Below are 20388 nucleotides of genomic sequence, written 5' to 3'. Positions count from 1 at the left end.
CTGTTCAGATAGAATGTTGCAAACGTAACCTATTCAGCTGCAAGACTGCGCGCCAAATTCGGCAACGACTTGCACCGCGCTCCTTGCGTCTAAGATCCTACCGACATGCCCTTTCGATCTGCGTTCCGAACCCACGCAACAATTCGTTGCATGAACTCCCATACGTCATCATTCGATGGACGCACGTATTCGGACGCACCGGGATCATCGCCAAGTTTCTGCAGCATTTCGACCGTCCATTCTGCCTTCCTGCTAGTAACGCCCAGAGGGCGTAGCCATGATTCCAACTCGCCGTCGCGGGTCACAAACACGCCGAACTGATCCAGCGTGTCGAAAAGCTCGTTCACTGCATCTTTGTCACCCTGCACTGGGAGACCGTCTACGCCCTTTAGCTTCATATCGACGTTAGCGTCTATGAACCGCTTATGCAGATCACCTCGCAGCACGCCAAGGCTGCCGGTCATTGCAGAAGGAAAGTTCGCTGCCTTTAGCCAACCAGTCCATGTTGATCCGCCATCTTTTAGAATGTCGATATCGACGAGGGCAGCAGCAGGCACCCCAAACGCGCGAAGTGGTCCAATTATATCTCTTATGGTTTGTTTGTTTTGTGCATTCACGAAAAGCAAAGACGGAAATCCAGGCTCGTTTTCGGTCAGCCGATAGTAGATTTCCGAATAGAAAGCCCTGTCATTGTCCGATTCAGTTACGACGACGCCATCATGAAACAAACCGGAGATGACGTTCGCGCTTCGGATCAAGGGTGCTTTAAAGAACTTCCTTAGCGCATCAGAATCGACCAACTGGCCGTTGGATTTACCGTTCGAGTATTCCAATCTGACGACCCGAACTTGACTAGACGCCTGTAGACAGCCAAGCAAAAAGTCGGCGCTATGCGTGGAAGCCATAAACGAGCCCGAACGCTTGGTAGTAGTTGCAGCAAGTTGGTAGCCTAGCTTTCTTGCAAGAGGCGGATGCAGGAACGCTTCTGGTTCGTCAACGAGGATCGAACGGAAGTCACCGGACAACACTGCTATCAAAATGCCGACAAACGCTTGGACGCCGTCGCTTGCATCTTTGATATGGGTCGCAGCTTGGTGGAAATCTCGTGCTGACTTAGCGAGTGATTGCTCGTCGTCGGCTGGGGGATTCTGCGACAAACGAATGCGTAAATTGCCACCGTTAAGCGGGTCGATAACTAAGTAGACACCAAAGGCATCGAAAACAATTTCTCGAATTTCCTGCCGAAGGGTGTCGTCTTGAAAAATGTGCGCAAACAAATTGACTGGAGCCCCCGCTAAATCACCGGATGGCCGGTCGTTAGTAAGATCGAAGCGAGTGCGGCCGTCCAATCGGATCTGAAAGAACCGGAAGAATTGGGACGCCATCCAGCGCTTGTTACGCTGCTTAAATATGTTGAAAAGAGCTTCCCGGTCCAATTTCTGCGCATCAAACGAGCCGCTCGAATTGAAACGACCGACGTAAATACTCTCCAATTGCACGTCACTTGGCGCTTTCTCTTTGAGCTTCTCGATATCGCTTCTGAATTGCGCTTCTTCTGGCCATTGAAGTTCGTAGTCGCCAAAGATCTTCGTTTCAGAGGTGCCGTTGCTCATGAATGCCGATTCGAACTCACGGAGCAAAAGACTTTTGCCAGAATTATTTGGACCCACAAAGATCGTTACCCCACGCGCAGGCACGACAAGCGGGTCAGTCCTCTTCGTGAATTTGAGGGAGATGCTTTCAATCATTTCGGGCGTTCCAATCAAGTGCGTCGGACATATGTTTCTTCCGAGTTGAGGCGAATCCAGGCCTCAACCTAGGTGAGTCGCGTCAATCAGGGTAGGCCGGGTAGACCCGGTAGACGGTAGAGCCTGGGCGCGCGGGAGATGCTGTAGCTGGACGCCGAATGGTGCTATCCTCAGGTGACGAGCTAGAGGTTTCCCATGCGGAATGTCTTGACGCTGTTAATTGTGGCAGTGAATTTCTGGATGCCCTGCTCTTTCGCAGGCGACGCAAGCTCGCTAGGCAACTTCCCCGGATATTCGAAGCCACTTAGCGGCGATGATACAGAAATCCGAACGGCTGTGGTGGAGTGCCGGGCCTATGTCAGCAAGCGTGATCTCAAGATGAAAGACCGCGAGCTTGAGTTCAATGGCTGCGTAGGTAGGCGAGGCATTCCGCTTATTTTCTTCTCAAGTAAATCGTTCTAGTCGTCGCTCGCGCAACGCTCGATGATTTCATTTAAGTGCTGTTTTGCATATTGGGGCAGCGAGTCATAGGCCAGCTTGGCATTGTTGATGCAGCGCTGCCGTCGATCCGCTCTCTGCTTTTCCATACGTGAATGAAATTCTGCGTCAGACATTGGAGGACGCTGGTTAGCTTGATCATGAAGCCACGCGACGCCCAGTATCAGCACAAAAATGCCGATCATGGCAAACGTGCAGCCCTTATTGCCGTCCATTTCCGCGCCCCAATTAGACAAAGTAGAATAGGTAGACCCGGTAGACGGTAGCGCCGGGACGCGCGAGACCTGTCAGCTTTGAGCGGCGCTCCCAGCTCATCATAGATAGAGATTAGAAAAAACAGAATAATAATAACTAGGAAGATAGACGCAGCCTACCGCCAGTAGGGGAATTACCGTCTACTTGGTCTACCTCTCTACCTTATTGAGAGAAGAAGACTGCAAGAATAACGACACCACCTCCATATTATAAGTTTACTATCTAAGGTAGTAAGTACTTGACATTGCACTAAAAATCATGTACAATTGCAATATTGCTTTCTATAAGGAAACAACCTCCAACAATGATACTAGACGACCCTACAAACGATCAGCCTATTACGGGCTACCAACCTTCCGAAACGACTCAAAACAAAATCCGCAGAATGCTCGCTGACGAAGAAAGTCAGCAACAGCGGACTTGGAGCTATTACACACGGCTCAAGAAGAGCAATCCTTCTTTGTATTGGCAGAGCCAAGCCCAGATGCATCAAGACGCCATGGCTCTCGGCGAGAGGTTTGCAGATTGGCCAGCCGATGTCTGACACCGTGAAATATTTCAAATACGCAGAACCGGCGGCACCTCCAAAAAATGCTGAGCTAGTCGGTTTCGAATACCGCAACTTTGTCCTCACACGAGATAGCGAGCACCTTCTCTGGAGCATCCAAATGAAGGACCAAACTTCTCCGCCTATTCCACTGAGAGGACGGTTTACGTCTGCTGAGAGAGTGAAATCATTCATCGATGACTTCCTCGCCAACGAAGCGAAGAACCAAGAGGAAGCGAATTGCACTCCGTCGAAGTAACGCATTCCTTGGATGACGCTCTCAATCCGATTGTTTCAGTACCTCTGACTAACTCCGACAAAGTCGTGCAGCTGTTCCAAGAGGATTTCAATTCGCTAATCGAGATGGGGTTAGATCCCCGCTGGCGACTTTCAAACGGTCAAGTCTTCGAGCGCGGAAAAAGCCGCGTGTCCATTACAAGACTAGTAGCCAATGCTTCGAGGGGCGAAAAGGTGCAACTACTCGATAGAGACGCCTGCAATCTTAAACGAGACAATCTCGTCATATCCTCCGGTGGAGGAAGAGCTAAGACGCGAGACAAGCTTTCCGCGATGGAAAGGCCTCACAAATTTCTCAACCAAGTCACACTGAAACACAAATATTTAAATCCCCCATGGAAAGAACAATGAAAATCATCTCCGATGATCCCAATCTTACAATTCCTGAAAAGGATAGAGCTTCTCCGTCTAACAGCCGCAATCAAGCAAAGCTTCAAGAGCACGTTAGAACTACTGTTGTGGACGCCCATGATAGAGTCCCCCAGTTTGCCGGCGCGGGATACGGCGGCATCAACGTCAAAAGTCCCGCTAAGCACGTCTACTCTGAGGTTGAAAGCGGGACGATCTCAAAGGCTCACGTCACGAATTCCGCAAGGGCTCGGTAAATGATGGCCGTCTTTGATGCCGGAAATGTTTCAGTCCAAGACAAGCTCGACTTTCAGAAGCTTCCAAGATCTAAAAACAAAGACTGGGACGAAGGCTTTGGGGCAGGACAGTTGGTAGGTTACGACCTCGGCTATTCCGCCGCTGTAGACCGGTACATCCCCGTCGATAGAGAATAGAGTTATATGCAAGAGGAAAACACTATACTCGACCAAATCGAGAAAGAGATCAGACGAAATTGCGTCTTCGATAAAGAAGAAAAATACGTAACGAATGCCCTTTGGATTGTTGCGTCTTACTTTCTAAGGCACGAGACCATTCGAGCTTTCGACGCCTTCCCGATGCTGGCGTTTATGTCACCAGAACCTGCAAGCGGGAAGTCTCAAGCGCTAAAGATTACTCAATTGCTGGCCTGCAACGCGATCTCTGCCGGAAGCCATACCACGGCGTCACTGCTAGCAAAGATAGATGCAGAGCCGGAAAAGATCATCACTCTTTGCTTAGATGAAATCGACACGATCTTCAGTCACGGCAAGGACAACTCTGATTTGATCCGTCTTTGCAATCTCGGATACGAACGGGGCAAGACGATCACCCGAATGAAAAGGTTCGGGGAGGGCTTTAACGAAACCCCAGCCTATTGTCCTAAGGTCTTCGCAGGGTTGAGCATGGCTCGGATACCAGGGCCTACTAAAACAAGAACGCTTGTAATCAACATGCGGCCTAAGTCGGCAAACGAAACGGTTGAGAGACATACAAATCTCGAAGCCCTAGCCGGACTACGGGACAGACTGACGGCGCTGGCGGACGATGCATCCTTTATCGGCAAGCTCAACTCTTTCTCTCTAGAGACGAGTTTTCTCAACAATCGAGACGAGCAACTGTGGGAGCCGTTGTTAGCTGTCGCTAAGGCGGTGGATGAAGAGTGGTATCAGCGCGGATTGAAGGCAGCTCAGTTCTTCGCAGCAGGCAAAGCCGACAACCTATCACATTCGATACTACTGAGCGTCTATAGGGTCTTTCGAAGTGGCAAGTACCAAGATCGAATACACTCTCTTACGCTACTGGAAGAGCTTCACGAACTAGGTATTCCGAAGTGGATTGATCACAATCATCTTTCGAAATGTCTCTCGGATTACGATCCGGAGATATCGACAAAGCAGATGAAAATTAGTTCGATCAATAGGAAGGGCTACGATTGGCACAAAATGGTGCCCACCTTCCGAACTTACATCACTGAGAACGAAGTAAGCGAAGTCGAAGAAGAGTTGAACATCACCGCCAGCCGCGAGAGAGAAGAAAGCGGTCTACCACCTCTACCAGATGACACAGTAGCTTTGTGGTAATGAAGCAATCATAGGTTGAGTATCTATTTCCTCTTGGTAGATACTCTGTCAGCCTAACAAGCTGACTTGGTCGGGATGGCGAAGACCACGCTGTCCCGACTTGTTTTGTAACTCAGACACGAAAAAAGCCCCTCGGCTAGGAGATCGTTCCGCCTAGCTGGAGGGGCTATTTTGTTTGAGGGCGCTATCGAGGGGTAAGTCTTTGTCGTTAGTCGTTGCCGACATAAGATATGCATGGGGTGGCAAATTGGGTGGCAGGATATCAGCGAAAAAGACGTGAATCTCGCGCAGGTTGCAAGGTGCGAACTTGTCGTCTGCATCGAACTGATTGTTATTGCTGGAGAAATGGTGCTGCCAGACAGGATTGAACTGTCGACCTCTCCATTACCAATGGAGTGCTCTACCACTGAGCTACGGCAGCATGTGCTGGGATGAGAATCGGCCGCCAAGGGGGCCTACCAAGCGGGCCGATATCTGCCACAAGCCCCCCTCCTGTGCAAGCTTGCTAGCTCCGCCAAAACGAGAAAATCGGGTCGATATCGGGGCCAAAATGCCCGTTTTCAGGTGAAAGTACCGACTTTCCGCCGATTTCGGTTCCGATATCCCCGGCCAACTGGCCAGTTGGCCGCGGCGTGGCATTCGGCCCATTTTGGATTTCGCACGAACAGTTCGCGAGGGGCCTCTTGAGCTGCCGCATTCTCCGGGCATGTTATCGCGGATCGCTGGTATGGACCGCTGATGGCTGACGAGAACGACAAGAGCACGAGACAGGCGAGGGGGGCGCGGGACGACCGGCTGAAATCGGCGCTGCGCGAAAACCTGAAGCGACGGAAAGTGCAGGCGCGCGAACGCGCCGCAATCACCGACCCCTCGCAGAACGACGATGCTTCCCTAGATGAGGGGACCGCCGGCAAGACTGGCGATTGAAGTCTGGCGATTAGAATTTTTGGAGTGCATGGACGTGGCAATGGGGCAGGACGAGCAGCAACGAAACGATGGTGATGCGCAGATGTCGCGGTTCACGCGCCCTGAGCAGACCTTTCCGGCGCTGACATCGGCCGAGATCGAGCGCATGCGGAATTTCGGCGAGGTCCGCACTTACGCCGACGGCGAATTCCTGTTCGAGACCGGCAAGCCCGGACCGGGCATGTTCGTCGTGCTGAAGGGCCACGTCGCCATCACCCAGCGCGACGGGCTCGGCAATGTCACGCCGCTGATCGACCAGGGGCCGGGGCAATTTCTGGCCGAGCTCAGCCAGCTCTCGGGCCGGCCGGCACTGGTCGACGGCCGCGCCGAAGGCGAGGTCGAGACACTGCTGCTGCCGCCGCCCCGCCTGCGCGCGCTGCTGGTCGCCGAGGCCGAGCTCGGCGAGCGCATCATGCGCGCGCTGATCCTGCGCCGGGTCAATCTGCTTCAGGCCGGCGTCGGCGGTGTGGTGCTGATCGGTCCCTCGTATTCGGCCGGCGTGGTGCGCTTGCAGGGCTTCCTCACCCGCAACGGCCAGCCGCATCATCTGCTCGATCCCGAGCGTGACCGCGACGCCGCCGAGGTGATCGCGCGCTATTCGCCGAAGCCGGAAGACTGGCCGCTGGTCGTCGCGGCGAGCGGCGAGGTGCTGCGCAACCCCAGCGAAACCGAGGTTGCGCGCGCGATCGGCATGATCGGCGGCCCCCGCAACGACCGCATCTACGATGTCGCGATCGTCGGCTGCGGACCCGCCGGGCTGGCAACCGCGGTGTATGCAGCCTCCGAAGGGCTCTCGGTTGCCGTGCTCGACACCCGCGCCTTCGGCGGCCAGGCCGGTGCCAGCGCGCGCATCGAAAACTATCTGGGCTTTCCGACCGGCATTTCCGGCCAGGCCCTGACCGCGCGCGCGTTCAACCAGGCGCAGAAGTTCGGCGCCGACATCATGATCCCCGTCACGGTGAAGTCGCTCGACTGCACGCGCCGGGACGGCGCCTTTGCGGTGACGCTCGACGGCAGCGATCCCTTGCGTTCGCGCGCAGTCGTGGTTGCGAGCGGCGCGCGTTATCGCCGCCCCGAGATCGAGAACCTCGACAAGTTCGAGGGCCGCGGCGTCTGGTATTGGGCCTCTCCGGTCGAGGCGCGGCTCTGCGCCGGCGAGGAGGTGGCCCTGGTCGGTGCCGGCAATTCGGCGGGGCAGGCGGCCGTGTTCCTGTCGGGACACGCCAAGAAGGTGCTGATGATCATCCGCGGCGGGGGTTTGGGCGCCAGCATGTCGCGCTATCTCATCGAGCGCATCGAAGCGACACCGAACATTGAATTGATGTTCAACACCGAGATCACCGCGCTCGAGGGCGACGAAGCCTCGCTGCTGCGGCGCATCCGCTGGAAGAGCCGGCTGTCGAGCGATGAAGACTCTGCCGACATCAAGAATCTCTTTTTGTTCGTCGGTGCCGATCCCGCCACCAACTGGCTCGACGGCTGTGGCGTCACGCTCGATCGCGGCGGCTTCGTCGTGACGGGCGCGCAGTCCGAGCTGAACCAGGGCAAGCTGGTGGCCCCACTGGAGACCTCGGTGCCGGGCGTCTACGCGGTCGGCGACGTCCGCTCCGGCTCGGTCAAGCGCGTCGGCGGCGCCATCGGCGAAGGCGCGCAGGTCGTGGCCTCCCTGCACGGCTATCTCGGTGACGCCGCAAAACCGGCGCTTTAGTCAAGGACAAGACAAGCAGACGGCAAGCGGAATCTCACTTGCCATCTTGCCGTGTCCCACAGACTATCGCCCCGTCGCGAGGCCAATCGCGCGTGGAAGAACAAAAGATTCACAAGGGAGGACTAAATGGCCGAACTCGTCGTGCTCTACAAGACGCCCAAGGACGCCGCCGCCTTCGACAAGCATTATGCCGAGACCCACATTCCGCTCGCGAAGAAACTTCCCGGCCTGAAGAAATACGCCGTCAGCACGGGCGCAGTCGGCTCGCCCGCCGGACCATCGGGCGTCCACCTCGTCGCCATTCTCAGCTTCGACAGCGTGGGCGACATCCAGAAGGCCTTCGGCAGCGAAGCTGGCAAGGCGGCCGCGGGCGACGTGCCGAAATTCGCCAGCGGCGGCGCCGATCTGCTGATCTTCGACACCAAGGAAGTCTGAGCGCGCGCGAAGCGTCTCGCCAAATTCGATTCAACTTTCGTCGAAGACCTGCAAGCTCGTAGCCCGGATTTAGCTTCGCGCCATCCGGGCTACAAACTGCCGTCGTTTGTGACAGCGGTGCAAAAAATTCAGTCATGCGTTTTTCGATTCGCACGACGGCGCATGGCTCCGCACGAGCCTGTGACATCGCGCATGTAGCCATTCAATGAGGGCCGTAATACCATCCAAAGCTTCCAAACGGAGAGAGTGAGATGATGCTTGGATTGAGCCTGCCCGCCTTCACGTTGGTCCATGTCATCATCAGCCTGATCGGCATCGTCGCCGGCCTGGTCGTGATGTTCGGCCTGCTCGGGTCGAAGTCGATGCCGGGCCTCACCGCGATCTTCCTGCTGTTCACGATCCTCACCAGCGTCACCGGCTTCCTGTTTCCGTTCAAGGAGCTGCTGCCCTCGTACATCATCGCCGGCATCTCGCTGGTGCTGCTCGCGATCGCCTGCCTCGCGCTCTACGGAATGAAGCTCAAAGGGGTCTGGCGTCCCGTCTACATCGTGACCGCGATGATCTCGCTCTATTTCAACGTCTTCGTGCTGGTGATCCAGTCGTTCCTGAAGGTGCCGGCGCTCGCCGCGCTCGCGCCTGCCGTGCCGCCGAATCCGCCGGGAGGCCCCGTCTTCGCCGTGGTGCAGGGCATCGTGCTCGTGTTCTTCGTGGTGCTGACCATCGGCGCCTGGCGCCGCTACAAGCCGATGACGTTTGCCTGATCGCACGTTCACGGTCGGTGCGCGGCATCGACCTCGTGACATCGCCCGACCATCTCCGGATCGCCGGCTCGCGTTTTGCGAGCCCCGGATTGATTTTCACTGAAGGAGCCATTCATGCCCACCATCACCACCAAGGACGGCGTCGAGATCTTTTTCAAGGATTGGGGCTCGGGCCAGCCGATCGTGTTCAGCCATGGCTGGCCGCTGTCGGCCGACGACTGGGACACGCAGATGATATTCTTCGCCAATCACGGCTACCGCGTCATCGCCCATGACCGCCGCGGCCACGGCCGCTCCTCGCAGGTCGCCGACGGCCACGACATGGATCACTATGCCGACGATCTCGCGGCGGTGACCGCACATCTCGACCTCAAGAACGCCATCCATGTCGGCCACTCCACCGGCGGCGGTGAAGTCGTGCACTACATCGCACGTCACGGCGAGAGCCGGGTGGCGAAGGCTGCGATCCTCTCCGCCGTGCCGCCGCTGATGGTGCAGACGGCGGCCAATCCCGGCGGCCTGCCGAAGAGCGTGTTCGACGATCTCCAGAAGCAGCTCGCCGCCAGCCGCACCGGCTTCTACCGCGACCTGGCTTCCGGTCCTTTCTACGGCTACAACCGTCCCGGCGCAAAGCCGTCGGAAGCGGTGATCCAGAACTGGTGGCGCCAGGGCATGATGGGCGGCGCGAAGGCGCATTACGACGGCATCGTCGCGTTCTCGCAGACCGATTTCACCGAGGATCTGAAGAAGATCAGCGTGCCCGTTCTGGTGATGCACGGCGACGACGACCAGATCGTTCCCTACGCCGATTCCGGCCCGCTGTCGGCCAAGCTGCTGAAGAACGGCACGCTCAAGACCTACAAGGGCTTCCCGCACGGCATGCCGACCACGCACGCCGAAACCATCAACGCGGACCTGCTCGCGTTCTTCAAGGGGTGAGGGAGTCTTCCTTCTCCCCTTGTGGGAGAAGGTGGCATAGGCGGCCTTCGGCCGCCGTTCTTAAGAACGCCGATGCTCTGCATCGGCTATGGCGCCGGATGAGGGGTCTGCTTCAACGAGTCGAACTGCAAGAGTTCACGCGCGGAGACAACCCCTCACCCGTCTCAATCGCGCGAAGCGCGATTGATCCACCCTCTCCCACAAGGGGAGAGGGGAAGAGCGTCACTTCAAGATCGCCCTGATCGCATCGAACGTGCGCTTCACGAAAACCTCCGGTTTCTCCCGCACATCTTCGCCGATCCAGTTTTCGCCGCCGACGCGCATCGCGCCGGTGGCGATCATGGCGACGAGCCGTGCCTTCAGCCTGTCCGATTTGGTTTTCGCACGCTGCGAAAGCCCTTCGGCCAGTGCGCGCTCGAGCTTCTCGTATTTGAGCTGGTCGCGCGCGTGAAGCGCGGGATTGTCGCGCTTGAGCCGCGACATCGCCGCGGCTTCCGCCGGGTCGATCCGCCTGACCGCCGCCGCGATCGCATTCTCCGCCGCCGTCAGCATGGTTTCGCCCGCTGGCCGCGCCACGACCTCTGCGACCAGCGCGCTTGCTGCGCCCTCCTGCCAGGCGGCGACCACGTCCTCTTTCGACGCGAAGTAGTGGAAGAAGCTGCGGCGTGACACGTCCGCCGCGGTCGCGATGTCGTCGATGGTCGTGGCCTCGAAGCCGCGCTCCAGGAACAGTGTCATCGCCGCGCGGGTCAGCCGCTCGCGAGTCTCTTGCAATTTACGCTGGCGCAGGCCGGGGCCATCAGGGAATTTTGCTCCTGCCGGCAATGGCTTGGCGCCTGTCCTGACCGATTTCCCGCCGGGCTTCGAAGCCTTCAAATTATTTCACCTCTTGCAAACTTGCACTCAGTGCACATTTAGACCGGTCGCGGGCCTCATTCCAGCCCCCGAACGGAGATACGGCATGACCGACTGGAGCACGGCAGACATCCCCTCCTTCAGCGGCAAGACCGCCGTCGTGACCGGGGCGACGGGCGGCCTCGGCTACGAGACGGCGATGGCGCTGGCGGGCGCCGGTGCCATTGTCATACTCACCGGACGCAACGACGCAAAGGGCCTGCGGGCGATCGAGGGCATTTGCGAGCGGTTTCCCAACGCATTGATCGCCTACGAGCATCTCGATCTCGCCAGTCTCGCCTCCGTCGCCGATTTTACCAGGCGCTTCGCCGCCAGCAACGAGCAGCTCGATCTCCTGATCAACAATGCCGGTGTGATGGCGCTGCCGAAGCGGCAACAGACGGAGGATGGTTTCGAGATGCAGCTCGGCACCAACTATCTCGGCCACTACGCGCTGACGGCACAGCTGTTGCCGCAGCTCCGCCGCGCGAAAGCGCCGCGCATCGTCAATCTGTCGAGCCTCGCGCACCGCTCCGGCGCGATCAATTTCGACGATCTGCAAGGCAAGCGTTCCTATCGTCCCTGGCGCGCCTATTGCCAGTCCAAGCTGGCGATGCTGATGTTTTCGCTGGAGCTGCAGCGCCACAGCCTCGCCGCCGGCTGGGGCCTGACGAGCCTTGCTGCCCATCCCGGCTACGCGCGGACCGATCTCATTCCGAACGGGCCGGGCGCCGACACCTTCCAGTCGCGTGTCAGCCGTTGGCTCCAGCCTTTCATCAGCCACTCCGCAGCCGAAGGCGCGCTGCCCACGCTGTTCGCGGCGACCTCGCCGGCTGCAGAGCCCGGCGGCTATTACGGTCCGAACTGGTTCTACGAACTGAAGGGGCCGCCCGCGCCGGCGAAGATCATACCGCAGGCGAAGGATTTCGCCGCGGCCGCCATGCTGTGGGATGTCTCGGCGACGTTGACCGGTGTATCCTTCGACGAGATCGCGGTCGCCGCATGAGCCGCGGGCCGGGTGGGGACGTCACGATGCAAGTCATCATCTTCGGCGCGACCGGCATGGTCGGGCAGGGCGTATTGCGCGAATGCCTGATCGACACCGGCATCGACCGCGTGCTCGTGGTCGGCCGCAGCCCGACCGGCGTGCGCAACGCCAAGCTCACCGAAATCACGCACGGCGATTTCACCGACTACTCGGCGATCGAAGCGCAGCTCACGGGCTTCGATGCCTGCTTCTTCTGCCTCGGCGTCTCCTCGATCGGCATGAGCGAGGATCGCTATCGCCATCTCACCTACGATCTCACGCTCGCGGCGGCGACGACGCTCGCGAAGCTCAATCCGCAGATGACGTTTGTCTACGTCACCGGCGCCGGCACCGATTCCACCGAGCAGGGATCGCGGATGTGGGCGCGGATCAAGGGCAAGACCGAAAACGATCTGCTCAAGCTGCCGTTCCGGGGCGCCTACATGTTCCGTCCGGGCGCGATTCAGCCCCTGCACGGCGCCCGCTCCAAGACCGTCTGGGTGCAGGCCGTGTATGCCGCAACCGGGCCGCTCTGGTCGGCGCTGCGCCGGATCTCGCCGCGGCTCGTCACCTCGACCGAGCAGATGGGCCGCGCCATGATTCGTGTCGCCCGGGAGGGGTATCCGCGGAAGGTGCTGGAGATGGAGGATATCAATAGCCTCTAGCCGGCTAGCTCGTTAGTTTCACGGAAATTTCCGCGTCCGCGCGCGTTGAGCCTGATCGGACCCCGAGGAGAAATGCCGGCGATGTCTCCCCAGCTCAAACTGATCGCGCTCGACGCCGACGATCTCGCCGTGATCTCGACCCATGTGCAGGACGCCCGCGTTCAGGCCGCCGACATCATCTGGCGGCAAAGCGAGAAGCGGCTGGTGGTCGGGATGAGCCGGCTGGACTGGGAGCAGTCGCTGGACGGCGAGGCCGAACCCCGCCGGCTGGTCGCCGCGCTCCGCTTCGACCGCGTGCTCGCCTGCAAGTCGCGCAACATCGACCTCGGCGCGCCGGACGAGGTTCTGGACCTCGTCGGCATCGAGTTTCACTCCCAGGACGGCCGCGACGAGGAGCCCGGCGGCAGCGCGCTGCTGCTGTTCGCCCATGGCGGCGCCATCCGCCTCGACGTCGAATGTCTGGAATGCGAATTGACCGATCTGGGGGCGGACGAGCTCGGGGCGGGACTGGGCCTCGAGGAGGAGGGGTGAGTTGGCCGGTATACCAGTCAAGCCAGGTCGGGCCGCTGCCGGAACGGCATCTCCCGAGGGTTGACGCAGCTTCCCCGCCGCGCCATTGAGCAGGGGGTCGGGTGAGCCAATCCGCCCCAAAGACCAGCCGGAAGCCAGGCCAAAAATGCCCGTTCGTCTCGACCGCAGCAGCGCCGATTTTGACCAGCGATTCGCGGCCTTCCTCGCCGCCAAGCGCGAGGTCTCGGCCGACGTCGAGGCCGCCGTGCGCACCATCGTCGACGACGTCGCCAGGCGGGGCGATGCGGCCCTGCTCGAGGCCACGGCAAAGTTCGACCGGCTGAAGCTGGATGCATCCGGTCTTCGCGTCACCGCCGCCGAGATCGAGACGGCCGTGAAGGCCTGCGATGCCGCGACACTGGATGCGCTCAAGCTCGCACGCGACCGCATCGAGACCTATCACCGCCGCCAGCTTCCGAAGGACGAGCGCTTCACCGATCCGCTCGGCGTCGAGCTCGGCTGGCGCTATACCGCCATCGAATCCGCGGGCCTCTACGTGCCCGGCGGCACCGCGGCCTATCCCTCCTCGGTGCTGATGAATGCGGTACCGGCAAAAGTCGCCGGCGTTGCGCGCCTCGTCATGGTGGTGCCGTCGCCGGACGGCAAGCTCAATCCGCTGGTGCTGGCGGCTGCTTCGCTTGGCGGCGTCAGCGAGATCTACCGGGTCGGCGGCGCGCAGGCCGTGGCGGCGCTCGCCCATGGCACCGCGACGATCGCGCCGGTCGCAAAGATCGTCGGCCCCGGCAATGCCTATGTCGCCGCTGCAAAACGGCTGGTGTTCGGCAAGGTCGGCATCGACATGATCGCCGGCCCCTCCGAGGTGCTGGTGATTGCCGACGACACCGGCAATGCCGACTGGATCGCCGCTGATCTGCTGGCGCAGGCCGAGCATGATGCCAGCGCGCAATCGATCCTGATCACGGATTCCGCGCGCCTCGCCGCCGATGTCGAAAAGGCTGTCGAAGCGCAGCTGAAGACATTGCCGCGCACCGCAATTGCCGGCGCCTCCTGGGCCGATTTCGGCGCCATCATCATGGTGAAGAATCTTGCCGACGCCATTCCGCTCGCGGATGCGATCGCGGCCGAACATCTCGAGATCATGACTGATGATCCCGACGCGCTTGCCGCAAAGATCCGCAACGCCGGCGCGGTGTTCCTCGGGGCGCATACGCCGGAGGCCATCGGCGACTATGTCGGCGGCTCCAACCACGTGCTGCCGACGGCGCGCTCGGCGCGGTTCTCCTCAGGCCTCGGAGTTGCCGACTTCATGAAGCGCACCTCGATCCTGAAATGCGGCCCGGACCAGCTGCGTGCGCTCGGACCTGCCGCGATGACGCTCGGACAAGCGGAGGGGCTGGACGCCCATTCGCGCTCGATTGGATTGCGCCTCAATCTGTCATGACCCAGCCGCCCGAACAGGACGACTCGACCAATCGCATCGTCGCGGTCACCCTCGACGAGGACTCGATCGGCCGTTCCGGGCCGGACATCGAGCATGAGCGCGCGATCGCGATCTACGATCTGATCGAGCAGAACCTGTTCGCGCCCGATGGCGCCGACGGGAAGGGGCCGTTCACGCTGCATATCGGCATCACCGGCAGCCGGCTGATGTTCGACATTCGCCTTGAGGACGGCGCGCCCGTGGTCGCGCATCTGTTGTCGTTGACACCGTTCCGGCGGATCGTGAAGGACTATTTCATGATCTGCGACAGCTACTATCAGGCGATCCGGACAGCTACGCCGGACAAGATCGAGGCCATCGACATGGGGCGCCGCGGCATCCATGACGAGGGATCGCGCACGCTCCAGGAGCGGCTGAAGGGCAAGGTGCGGGTCGACTTCGAGACCTCGCGCCGGCTGTTCACGCTCATCACCGTCCTGCACTGGAAGGGTTAGGGCATGATCCCGAAAAGTGGGCACCGGTTTTCGGACCAGATCATGCGCGAGACAAACGGCTTAATGGCCCGGAAAAATGTGCAGCGGTTTTCCGACAAGGCCATGCCCTCTTTCAAAAGAGGCTAGGCGCGATGGCGGGTCCGCCACGCGCACGCGATCCGCAATCGGTGCTGTTCGCCTGCGCGATGAACAGCGTGCGCTCGCCGATGGCCGAGAGCCTGCTCCGGCACATGTTTCCGCAGGGCCTCTACGTGAAGTCGGCCGGCGCCAGAAAAGGCGAGCTCGATCCCTTCGTGGTCGCCGTGATGGACGAACTGGGGCAGGACATCTCCGCCCACAAGCCGCAGACCTTCGAGGAGCTGGAGGATTGGGAGGGGCTGAATTTCGACCTCATCATCACGCTCTCGCCCGAAGCGCACCACAAGGCGCTGGAGCTGACCCGCACGCTCGCCGCCGACGTCGAATACTGGCCGACGCAGGATCCCACCACCATCGAAGGCAGCCGCGACCAGAAGCTCGCCGCCTACCGCGATGTCTGCGACCAGCTCCTGATGCGCATCCGCAGGCGTTTTGCGAAGGTCGGCGCGGCGAGCGGTTAGCCGTAACACCCGCGTCACAGACCGAGGGCACACGCATGTTGGACGCCTCGAATCAGTAAAGTCCGGGTTCCCGGGTTGTGAAATCAGCCCCCTTCCGATAGGTTCCGCGCGCAATTCATCCCCTGCTTCATCCCCCAAATCACCTGATGCTCGGCCGCCCCAAATTCGTACTTGCCTCCGGTTCGCCGCGGCGCCTGTCGCTGCTCAACCAGGCCGGCATCGAGCCGGACGCGCTCCGGCCGGCCGACGTCGACGAGACGCCGAAGCGGGGCGAGCTGCCGCGCGCCTGCGCCAACCGTCTCGCAAGGGCCAAGGCCGATGCGGCGCTGAAATCGGTGCAGCTCGACGACGAGCTGCGCGGCGCCTTCATCCTCTCAGCCGACACGGTTGTGGCGGTCGGCCGCCGCATCCTGCCCAAGGCCAATCTGGTGGACGAGGCCGCGCAGTGCCTGCGGCTGCTGTCGGGCCGCAACCACCGCGTCTACACCGCGATCTGCCTGGTGACGCCGCGCGAGGCCTTCCGCCAGCGCCTGGTCGAGACCCGCGTCCGCTTCAAGCGCCTCTCCGAGGACGACATCCAAGCCTATATCGGCTCCGGCGAATGGCGCGGCAAAGCCGGCGGTTACGCCGTGCAGGGCATCGCCGGCTCCTTCGTGGTCAAGATGGTGGGGTCCTACAGCAACGTCGTCGGCCTGCCGCTCTACGAGACCACGACGCTGCTCGGCGGCGAAGGTTTTCCGATCCGCTTCGGCTGGCTCAACGCCACGGCCATCTAGCGCGCCGACAAAAATCTCGAAAACAACCCCATGCACAGTAGAATGGGCCCGCCGGACCCGGCCAGCGACGCCTGCGCGACCGCCCGAGGAACCGCTTTGCCGACAGGCTCTTGAACGCCTTCACCCCGAGTAAGCTGCCGACATCATGGACGACCACGTCAAAAAGCCCGCCGGCCCGCTCAAAACCTGCCCGATCTGCGGCAAGCCGCAGTCGGAAGCCACCCGCCCGTTCTGCTCCTCGCGCTGCCGCGACGTCGACCTGAACCGCTGGCTGAAAGGCTCCTACGTCATCCCCGGCCGCGACGACGAGGCGGACGGCGAAGAATAATGAAATAATATCAATTGCTTAATCCGATGGTCGACGCGCCGCGCACCAGCCGCAGCAAGCCCGCCCCATCTTGTGCACAGCCGGGCCGCGCCCGGCGAAGCCTCTTGGCGAAGCCGGGTGGACAGGCCGCTTCTAGCCCACTATAAACCGCCCGCTCGATGGGCCTTGGCCCCTCTTTGGAGCACGCCCAGGTAGCTCAGTTGGTAGAGCATGCGACTGAAAATCGCAGTGTCGGTGGTTCGATTCCGCCCCTGGGCACCATCCCCTTGAGGGTTCCTTATCCTTCAATAAGTTAAGCCCTTACAGTGATTTGCGCTCGCCGGACTGTGTAACAACGGTAGGCAACATGCTGTATCGGGTGGTGCGTCCAATGAAGCGCGATGGCTCGCGGTTTCAGCTCTATGTACGACGGATTCCGGGGGATGTGCGGGAGCGGCTGGTTGGTCGCACCCTGTATTTTCCGCTCGGTGAGGCGACGCATGCGGTGACGATCTCGCCCCGTGCTCAGGCCATTCGGTTTTCCCTCCGGGCGGATGAGCCGGCAGAGGTCAAAGCTAGGATCGCTGCGGCCGATCAGTACCTTGAGCGCATCCTCCGAGCCTTCCGGGATGATAGCCCTACCTCCCTCACCAATGCTCAAGCAACGGCCTTGGCCGGACGCGTCTACAGGGCATGGGCCGGGGGCGAGGGACGCGAACGCACGTATGCAGCGGAGCAGGGCCATGATGGCAAGATGCATCCGGTGCCGCATGATCCCGAGGACGATGCCGGAATCTTCGAAGCGGTCCTGATGCGTCTCGTTCGGTTGGAGACCATAGGCCAGCATGAGATAGACAGGCCGAAACTGCTGCGCGATCCATTTGACCTCGACAATCTTCCACCCGCAGATCAGTGCCCGGAGACCTCCGCCCTTGAGATTCATCTGGGGCGCCTTGTTGATCGCTTGCTTCTGTCTGAAGGCATTCGACGGGTTGACGCCGCGTCGCGCGGCCTGCTGCTGAGGGCTTTTTGGCTGGCGCTGCGTGATGCATTTGAGGTCCGCCTGCGGAATGCTCAAGGCGACTACAGTCCTGACCCGAAGTCGGAACGCTTCCCTGCTTGGGTCGCGCCGAAGGGGGACACTACCAACAAGCAACCAGTCCTAAAGAGAGGCTCGTTGACTGCGTTGATTGAAGGCTGGTGGGTGGAGGCAAAGGCTCGCAACCTTAAGCCCAGCACCCACGAGAGCTATAGTAATTCGATGGCAGCCTTTGTTGCATTCCTCGGTCACGATGATTGCAGCCGCGTGTCGAAAAGCGATGTGATTGGCTTCAAGGATCACCGTTTAGCCACCATCAACCCTCGCACTGGGAAACCGATCTCAGCGAAGACTGTGAAGGACAGTGATCTCTCGGGGCTCAAAGCTGTGTTTGGATGGGCGGCGTCAAATGGGAAGATGCACAGCAATCCCGCTGAGGGTGTCACGCTCAAAGCTGCAAAGCCACGGAGGCTGCGGAGCAAGGCCTTCACGGATGCTGAGGCAAGAGCAATTCTCACGGCAAGCCTCCGGGTCAATCGTGGTGGAGAGATGCCGGAGACGTTTGCAGCCAAGCGGTGGGTGCCGTGGCTCATGGCGTATACAGGAGCGCGTGTCGGAGAGATGGCCCAGTTGCGAAAGGAGGACTTACATAAGCATGGCCGGGGCATTTGGTACCTCACGGTCACGCCCGAGGCGGGCACTGTGAAGACCAATGAAGCAAGGGATGTGGTTTTGCATCGTCACCTCATTGAAATGGGCTTTGTGGAGTTCGTGAGGGCTGCACCTCGTGGTCATCTATTCCTGCGACCTTCCGAGGATGGTGACGAACAGGAGCGTGTGCTTGGACCATTGCAGGGGATCAAGAACAGGCTTGCGGAGTTTGCTCGCGGAGTGGTGCCGGACAAAGGTGTCGCGCCGAACCACGGCTGGAGGCATCGCTTCAAGCCAATTGGCGTAAGGGCAGGTATCGACCGCCGAACGCTCGATGTGATCTCCGGGCACGCCCTTGAAGGCCGCACCGTGGCGGACGGATATCACGGTGTTGAACTTGAGGATCAAGCCGCAGCTCTCGCCAAGTATCCGCGCTATGAGGTAGCTTATCCGAAAGAATCAAAAGGCTGATGGATTCACCGCATGTTCCACTTGCTCCCGCAAGGTCCAATTCCCTTGGACCAAATTACCCGAATGAAGGAGCAAGTGCAGCGGGCGCTGTTCAACAATGTCCCTCAGCCGCTCCCAGAAAAGCTCTGGCATTACACCGACGCCGGAGGTTGCAAGGGCATCATCGAGAACGGGCGTTTACGTGCAACACACCTCGCGCATCTGAACGACGCCAGCGAGTATCTGCATGCTGTAAGTATTCTCGTAGAGGCGATCCGCTCGGAAAAGGCGCAGAAGGTTTCGTCTCTGCGTCAAACTGTCCTCGAAGAGTTGGAGGCATTCGTCACTCACACGAAGCCTGAGGATACGGCCTCAGTGTTCGTCGCGTGTTTTTCAATTGCTGAGAACTCCCTGAATCAGTGGCGAGCATATGGGAACGGCGAAGGCGGATATTGTTTGGGTTTCGAGACTAAACGCTTGTTTGAGATCGATAGGGAGAACGGCATGCTCGTCCCGGTGATCTACGACAAAGCCATTCAGACAAGCTTGATTGCGTCTCTGCTGCAATGGGCGCTCAATGAATACGAGGAACTCTGCGCAATCGACACCACATTAGGAAGTGATCGGAGTCGGCGTATCCTGTGGTGGAATTGGTTCGTCATAATCGGTGCAGCTTCAGTTGCTCCAGTGCTGAAGAACCCTGCATTCCAGGAGGAGGCCGAGTGGCGCTATATTCACCTCGCAACAGAGAATAGCGACATCGAATTTCTCCCGAGGCCTTTAGGGTTGAGGCCCTACATCGATCTTGATTTCAGAGTTCAACTGGCTCCAACCGATCCCACTCTGCGACTTCCTTTGACCGATTTATGGTCAGGCCCAGGAAGACGGAGTGGTGTATCGTTAATGGCCGGTCGAGTTCTCCTCGAAAAGCATAAATACGGTGGCATCAACCTGCATAGTTCAGAGATACCTTTTAGGGTAGGCTAGGCCGCGCGATACCTCTGAGCTTCGACCTCGTCGATCTGATACTGCCATCCATTGATCTTCCGGACCCGTTCGTAAAAATCGCGGTCGATCATTGCTGCATCCAGCACGTTCCCAGCATTAGCGCCTTGGTTCGCCTTGCTGATGACGATGGGACCGATAATGCCGACGATGAACCACCACCATTGCGAGGTAGGGTAGAGTGCATTCCGCCCGTAGGCGAGATGCGTTTTTGTAGCTGCGATCACTTGGAGATATGTTCCAAAAGCAACCGTTCATACGTCGCTTTGTCTCTGCGTACGACGGCGTTCATCACGTCGGCTCGTCCGAAGAAGCGCAGCATTTTTTCACCAAAGGTCATTGCTGTCTCTCCTAGGGGAGTATCCCCTTGATCCAATATTCACAGGGATCGGAATGGACCAAGCTA

General features: G+C 59.6%; 23 protein-coding genes and 2 tRNA genes. 20 read left to right on the top strand and 5 right to left on the bottom strand.

Annotation, left to right across the window (positions count from 1 at the left end; all coding sequences use genetic code 11):
* Window positions 1-89 precede the first annotated feature (89 nt).
* Window positions 90-1748, bottom strand: a complete 1659-nt coding sequence (locus ABIB99_RS24430; RefSeq protein ID WP_354177770.1) for an ATP-dependent nuclease — start codon at window positions 1746-1748, stop codon at window positions 90-92.
* A gap of 195 nt (window positions 1749-1943) precedes the next feature.
* On the opposite strand from ABIB99_RS24430, the gene ABIB99_RS24425 reads away from it, so the two are divergent.
* On the top strand, window positions 1944-2210 hold the full coding sequence (locus ABIB99_RS24425) for a hypothetical protein (RefSeq protein ID WP_354177769.1): 267 nt from the start codon (window positions 1944-1946) through the stop codon (window positions 2208-2210).
* Here ABIB99_RS24425 and ABIB99_RS24420 read toward each other — a convergent pair.
* Window positions 2207-2461 carry a hypothetical protein gene (locus ABIB99_RS24420; protein ID WP_354177768.1) on the bottom strand — a complete coding sequence of 85 codons (255 nt, stop codon included), beginning with the start codon at window positions 2459-2461 and terminating at the stop codon, window positions 2207-2209. The two genes, ABIB99_RS24425 and ABIB99_RS24420, sit on opposite strands and share 4 nt — an antisense overlap.
* A gap of 1231 nt (window positions 2462-3692) precedes the next feature.
* Here ABIB99_RS24420 and ABIB99_RS24415 point away from each other — a divergent pair.
* From ABIB99_RS24415 to ABIB99_RS24405, 3 genes are read left to right on the top strand one after another with little or no spacing between them, the layout of a single operon-like run.
* Entirely contained in the window at window positions 3693-3950 is a 258-nt protein-coding gene (locus ABIB99_RS24415) for a hypothetical protein (protein ID WP_354177767.1), read from the top strand.
* Window positions 3951-4127 carry a hypothetical protein gene (locus ABIB99_RS24410; RefSeq protein ID WP_354177766.1) on the top strand — a complete coding sequence of 59 codons (177 nt, stop codon included), beginning with the start codon at window positions 3951-3953 and terminating at the stop codon, window positions 4125-4127. It abuts the gene before it with no gap.
* 6 nt (window positions 4128-4133) lie between these two features.
* On the top strand, window positions 4134-5294 hold the full coding sequence (locus tag ABIB99_RS24405) for a DUF3631 domain-containing protein (RefSeq protein ID WP_354177765.1): 1161 nt from the start codon (window positions 4134-4136) through the stop codon (window positions 5292-5294).
* A 346-nt stretch (window positions 5295-5640) separates the two neighbouring features.
* Here the strand turns inward: ABIB99_RS24405 and ABIB99_RS24400 are convergent.
* Window positions 5641-5715 (bottom strand) — tRNA-Thr (locus ABIB99_RS24400).
* Window positions 5716-6032: 317 nt separating this feature from the next.
* Between ABIB99_RS24400 and ABIB99_RS24395 the strand changes: the two genes are divergently transcribed.
* The 5 genes from ABIB99_RS24395 (at window position 6033) to ABIB99_RS24375 (ending at window position 10103) form a co-directional block, all read left to right on the top strand.
* Window positions 6033-6221, top strand: a complete 189-nt coding sequence (locus ABIB99_RS24395; protein WP_028159142.1) for a hypothetical protein — start codon at window positions 6033-6035, stop codon at window positions 6219-6221.
* A gap of 40 nt (window positions 6222-6261) precedes the next feature.
* A complete protein-coding gene (locus ABIB99_RS24390; RefSeq protein ID WP_502917512.1) occupies window positions 6262-7968 on the top strand; it encodes an FAD-dependent oxidoreductase in 1707 nt (568 codons plus the stop codon).
* Window positions 7969-8094: 126 nt separating this feature from the next.
* Window positions 8095-8403, top strand: a complete 309-nt coding sequence (locus tag ABIB99_RS24385) for an EthD family reductase (protein WP_063985878.1) — start codon at window positions 8095-8097, stop codon at window positions 8401-8403.
* 251 nt (window positions 8404-8654) lie between these two features.
* Complete coding sequence (locus tag ABIB99_RS24380) at window positions 8655-9164, top strand: hypothetical protein (RefSeq protein ID WP_166348553.1); 510 nt, start codon at window positions 8655-8657, stop codon at window positions 9162-9164.
* Between the two features lie 114 nt (window positions 9165-9278).
* A complete protein-coding gene (locus ABIB99_RS24375; protein WP_354177763.1) occupies window positions 9279-10103 on the top strand; it encodes an alpha/beta fold hydrolase in 825 nt (274 codons plus the stop codon).
* A 222-nt stretch (window positions 10104-10325) separates the two neighbouring features.
* On the opposite strand, the gene ABIB99_RS24370 is transcribed toward ABIB99_RS24375, so the two are convergent.
* Window positions 10326-10979: a TetR/AcrR family transcriptional regulator gene (locus tag ABIB99_RS24370; RefSeq protein WP_354177762.1), complete on the bottom strand. Its 654-nt coding sequence runs from the start codon at window positions 10977-10979 to the stop codon at window positions 10326-10328.
* An 85-nt stretch (window positions 10980-11064) separates the two neighbouring features.
* Between ABIB99_RS24370 and ABIB99_RS24365 the strand changes: the two genes are divergently transcribed.
* The 11 genes from ABIB99_RS24365 to ABIB99_RS24315 all read left to right on the top strand — a co-directional run bounded on the left by ABIB99_RS24365 (window position 11065) and on the right by ABIB99_RS24315 (window position 19964).
* Window positions 11065-12003 carry an SDR family oxidoreductase gene (locus tag ABIB99_RS24365; protein WP_354177761.1) on the top strand — a complete coding sequence of 313 codons (939 nt, stop codon included), beginning with the start codon at window positions 11065-11067 and terminating at the stop codon, window positions 12001-12003.
* 26 nt (window positions 12004-12029) lie between these two features.
* Window positions 12030-12689 (top strand): NAD(P)H-binding protein, encoded by a 660-nt coding sequence (locus ABIB99_RS24360; RefSeq protein WP_354177760.1) that lies wholly within the window; start codon window positions 12030-12032, stop codon window positions 12687-12689.
* Between the two features lie 81 nt (window positions 12690-12770).
* Window positions 12771-13220: a DUF2948 family protein gene (locus ABIB99_RS24355; RefSeq protein ID WP_354177759.1), complete on the top strand. Its 450-nt coding sequence runs from the start codon at window positions 12771-12773 to the stop codon at window positions 13218-13220.
* Window positions 13221-13365: 145 nt separating this feature from the next.
* Window positions 13366-14661, top strand: a complete 1296-nt coding sequence (gene hisD, locus ABIB99_RS24350) for a histidinol dehydrogenase (RefSeq protein WP_354177758.1) — start codon at window positions 13366-13368, stop codon at window positions 14659-14661.
* A complete protein-coding gene (locus ABIB99_RS24345; protein WP_063985874.1) occupies window positions 14658-15155 on the top strand; it encodes a UPF0262 family protein in 498 nt (165 codons plus the stop codon). Before hisD ends, ABIB99_RS24345 begins: the two co-directional genes overlap by 4 nt.
* 131 nt (window positions 15156-15286) lie before the next feature.
* Window positions 15287-15754, top strand: a complete 468-nt coding sequence (locus ABIB99_RS24340; RefSeq protein ID WP_166348571.1) for an arsenate-mycothiol transferase ArsC — start codon at window positions 15287-15289, stop codon at window positions 15752-15754.
* 146 nt (window positions 15755-15900) lie between these two features.
* Window positions 15901-16530 (top strand): Maf-like protein, encoded by a 630-nt coding sequence (locus tag ABIB99_RS24335; RefSeq protein WP_028151428.1) that lies wholly within the window; start codon window positions 15901-15903, stop codon window positions 16528-16530.
* 145 nt (window positions 16531-16675) lie between these two features.
* Complete coding sequence (gene yacG, locus ABIB99_RS24330; RefSeq protein WP_028151429.1) at window positions 16676-16858, top strand: DNA gyrase inhibitor YacG; 183 nt, start codon at window positions 16676-16678, stop codon at window positions 16856-16858.
* Window positions 16859-17043: 185 nt separating this feature from the next.
* Window positions 17044-17119, top strand: a tRNA-Phe gene (locus tag ABIB99_RS24325).
* A 109-nt stretch (window positions 17120-17228) separates the two neighbouring features.
* Window positions 17229-18998 (top strand): recombinase XerD, encoded by a 1770-nt coding sequence (locus ABIB99_RS24320; RefSeq protein WP_354177757.1) that lies wholly within the window; start codon window positions 17229-17231, stop codon window positions 18996-18998.
* 12 nt (window positions 18999-19010) lie between these two features.
* Entirely contained in the window at window positions 19011-19964 is a 954-nt protein-coding gene (locus tag ABIB99_RS24315) for a DUF2971 domain-containing protein (protein ID WP_354177756.1), read from the top strand.
* On the opposite strand, the gene ABIB99_RS24310 is transcribed toward ABIB99_RS24315, so the two are convergent.
* Window positions 19961-20209, bottom strand: a complete 249-nt coding sequence (locus ABIB99_RS24310) for a hypothetical protein (protein ID WP_354177755.1) — start codon at window positions 20207-20209, stop codon at window positions 19961-19963. The two genes, ABIB99_RS24315 and ABIB99_RS24310, sit on opposite strands and share 4 nt — an antisense overlap.
* Window positions 20210-20388 lie beyond the last annotated feature (179 nt).

The organism is Bradyrhizobium sp. LA6.1, assembly GCF_040547805.1.
GTDB lineage: Bacteria > Pseudomonadota > Alphaproteobacteria > Rhizobiales > Xanthobacteraceae > Bradyrhizobium > Bradyrhizobium barranii.
Note: the sequence above shows the minus strand (reverse complement) of the source record. Positions and strands in the feature narration are given on the sequence as shown.

Bases quoted from the DNA above. Each gene is read 5' to 3' on its own strand.
- ABIB99_RS24430 (WP_354177770.1), bottom strand. From the start codon at position 1,748: ATGATTGAAAGCATCTCCCTCAAATTCACGAAGAGGACTGACCCGCTT.
- ABIB99_RS24425 (WP_354177769.1), top strand. From the start codon at position 1,944: ATGCGGAATGTCTTGACGCTGTTAATTGTGGCAGTGAATTTCTGGATG.
- ABIB99_RS24420 (WP_354177768.1), bottom strand. From the start codon at position 2,461: ATGGACGGCAATAAGGGCTGCACGTTTGCCATGATCGGCATTTTTGTG.
- ABIB99_RS24415 (WP_354177767.1), top strand. From the start codon at position 3,693: ATGAAAATCATCTCCGATGATCCCAATCTTACAATTCCTGAAAAGGAT.
- ABIB99_RS24410 (WP_354177766.1), top strand. From the start codon at position 3,951: ATGATGGCCGTCTTTGATGCCGGAAATGTTTCAGTCCAAGACAAGCTC.
- ABIB99_RS24405 (WP_354177765.1), top strand. From the start codon at position 4,134: ATGCAAGAGGAAAACACTATACTCGACCAAATCGAGAAAGAGATCAGA.
- ABIB99_RS24395 (WP_028159142.1), top strand. From the start codon at position 6,033: ATGGCTGACGAGAACGACAAGAGCACGAGACAGGCGAGGGGGGCGCGG.
- ABIB99_RS24390 (WP_502917512.1), top strand. From the start codon at position 6,262: ATGGGGCAGGACGAGCAGCAACGAAACGATGGTGATGCGCAGATGTCG.
- ABIB99_RS24385 (WP_063985878.1), top strand. From the start codon at position 8,095: ATGGCCGAACTCGTCGTGCTCTACAAGACGCCCAAGGACGCCGCCGCC.
- ABIB99_RS24380 (WP_166348553.1), top strand. From the start codon at position 8,655: ATGATGCTTGGATTGAGCCTGCCCGCCTTCACGTTGGTCCATGTCATC.
- ABIB99_RS24375 (WP_354177763.1), top strand. From the start codon at position 9,279: ATGCCCACCATCACCACCAAGGACGGCGTCGAGATCTTTTTCAAGGAT.
- ABIB99_RS24365 (WP_354177761.1), top strand. From the start codon at position 11,065: ATGACCGACTGGAGCACGGCAGACATCCCCTCCTTCAGCGGCAAGACC.
- ABIB99_RS24360 (WP_354177760.1), top strand. From the start codon at position 12,030: ATGCAAGTCATCATCTTCGGCGCGACCGGCATGGTCGGGCAGGGCGTA.
- ABIB99_RS24355 (WP_354177759.1), top strand. From the start codon at position 12,771: ATGTCTCCCCAGCTCAAACTGATCGCGCTCGACGCCGACGATCTCGCC.
- hisD (WP_354177758.1), top strand. From the start codon at position 13,366: ATGCCCGTTCGTCTCGACCGCAGCAGCGCCGATTTTGACCAGCGATTC.
- ABIB99_RS24345 (WP_063985874.1), top strand. From the start codon at position 14,658: ATGACCCAGCCGCCCGAACAGGACGACTCGACCAATCGCATCGTCGCG.
- ABIB99_RS24340 (WP_166348571.1), top strand. From the start codon at position 15,287: ATGGCGGGTCCGCCACGCGCACGCGATCCGCAATCGGTGCTGTTCGCC.
- ABIB99_RS24335 (WP_028151428.1), top strand. From the start codon at position 15,901: ATGCTCGGCCGCCCCAAATTCGTACTTGCCTCCGGTTCGCCGCGGCGC.
- yacG (WP_028151429.1), top strand. From the start codon at position 16,676: ATGGACGACCACGTCAAAAAGCCCGCCGGCCCGCTCAAAACCTGCCCG.
- ABIB99_RS24320 (WP_354177757.1), top strand. From the start codon at position 17,229: ATGAAGCGCGATGGCTCGCGGTTTCAGCTCTATGTACGACGGATTCCG.
- ABIB99_RS24315 (WP_354177756.1), top strand. From the start codon at position 19,011: ATGTTCCACTTGCTCCCGCAAGGTCCAATTCCCTTGGACCAAATTACC.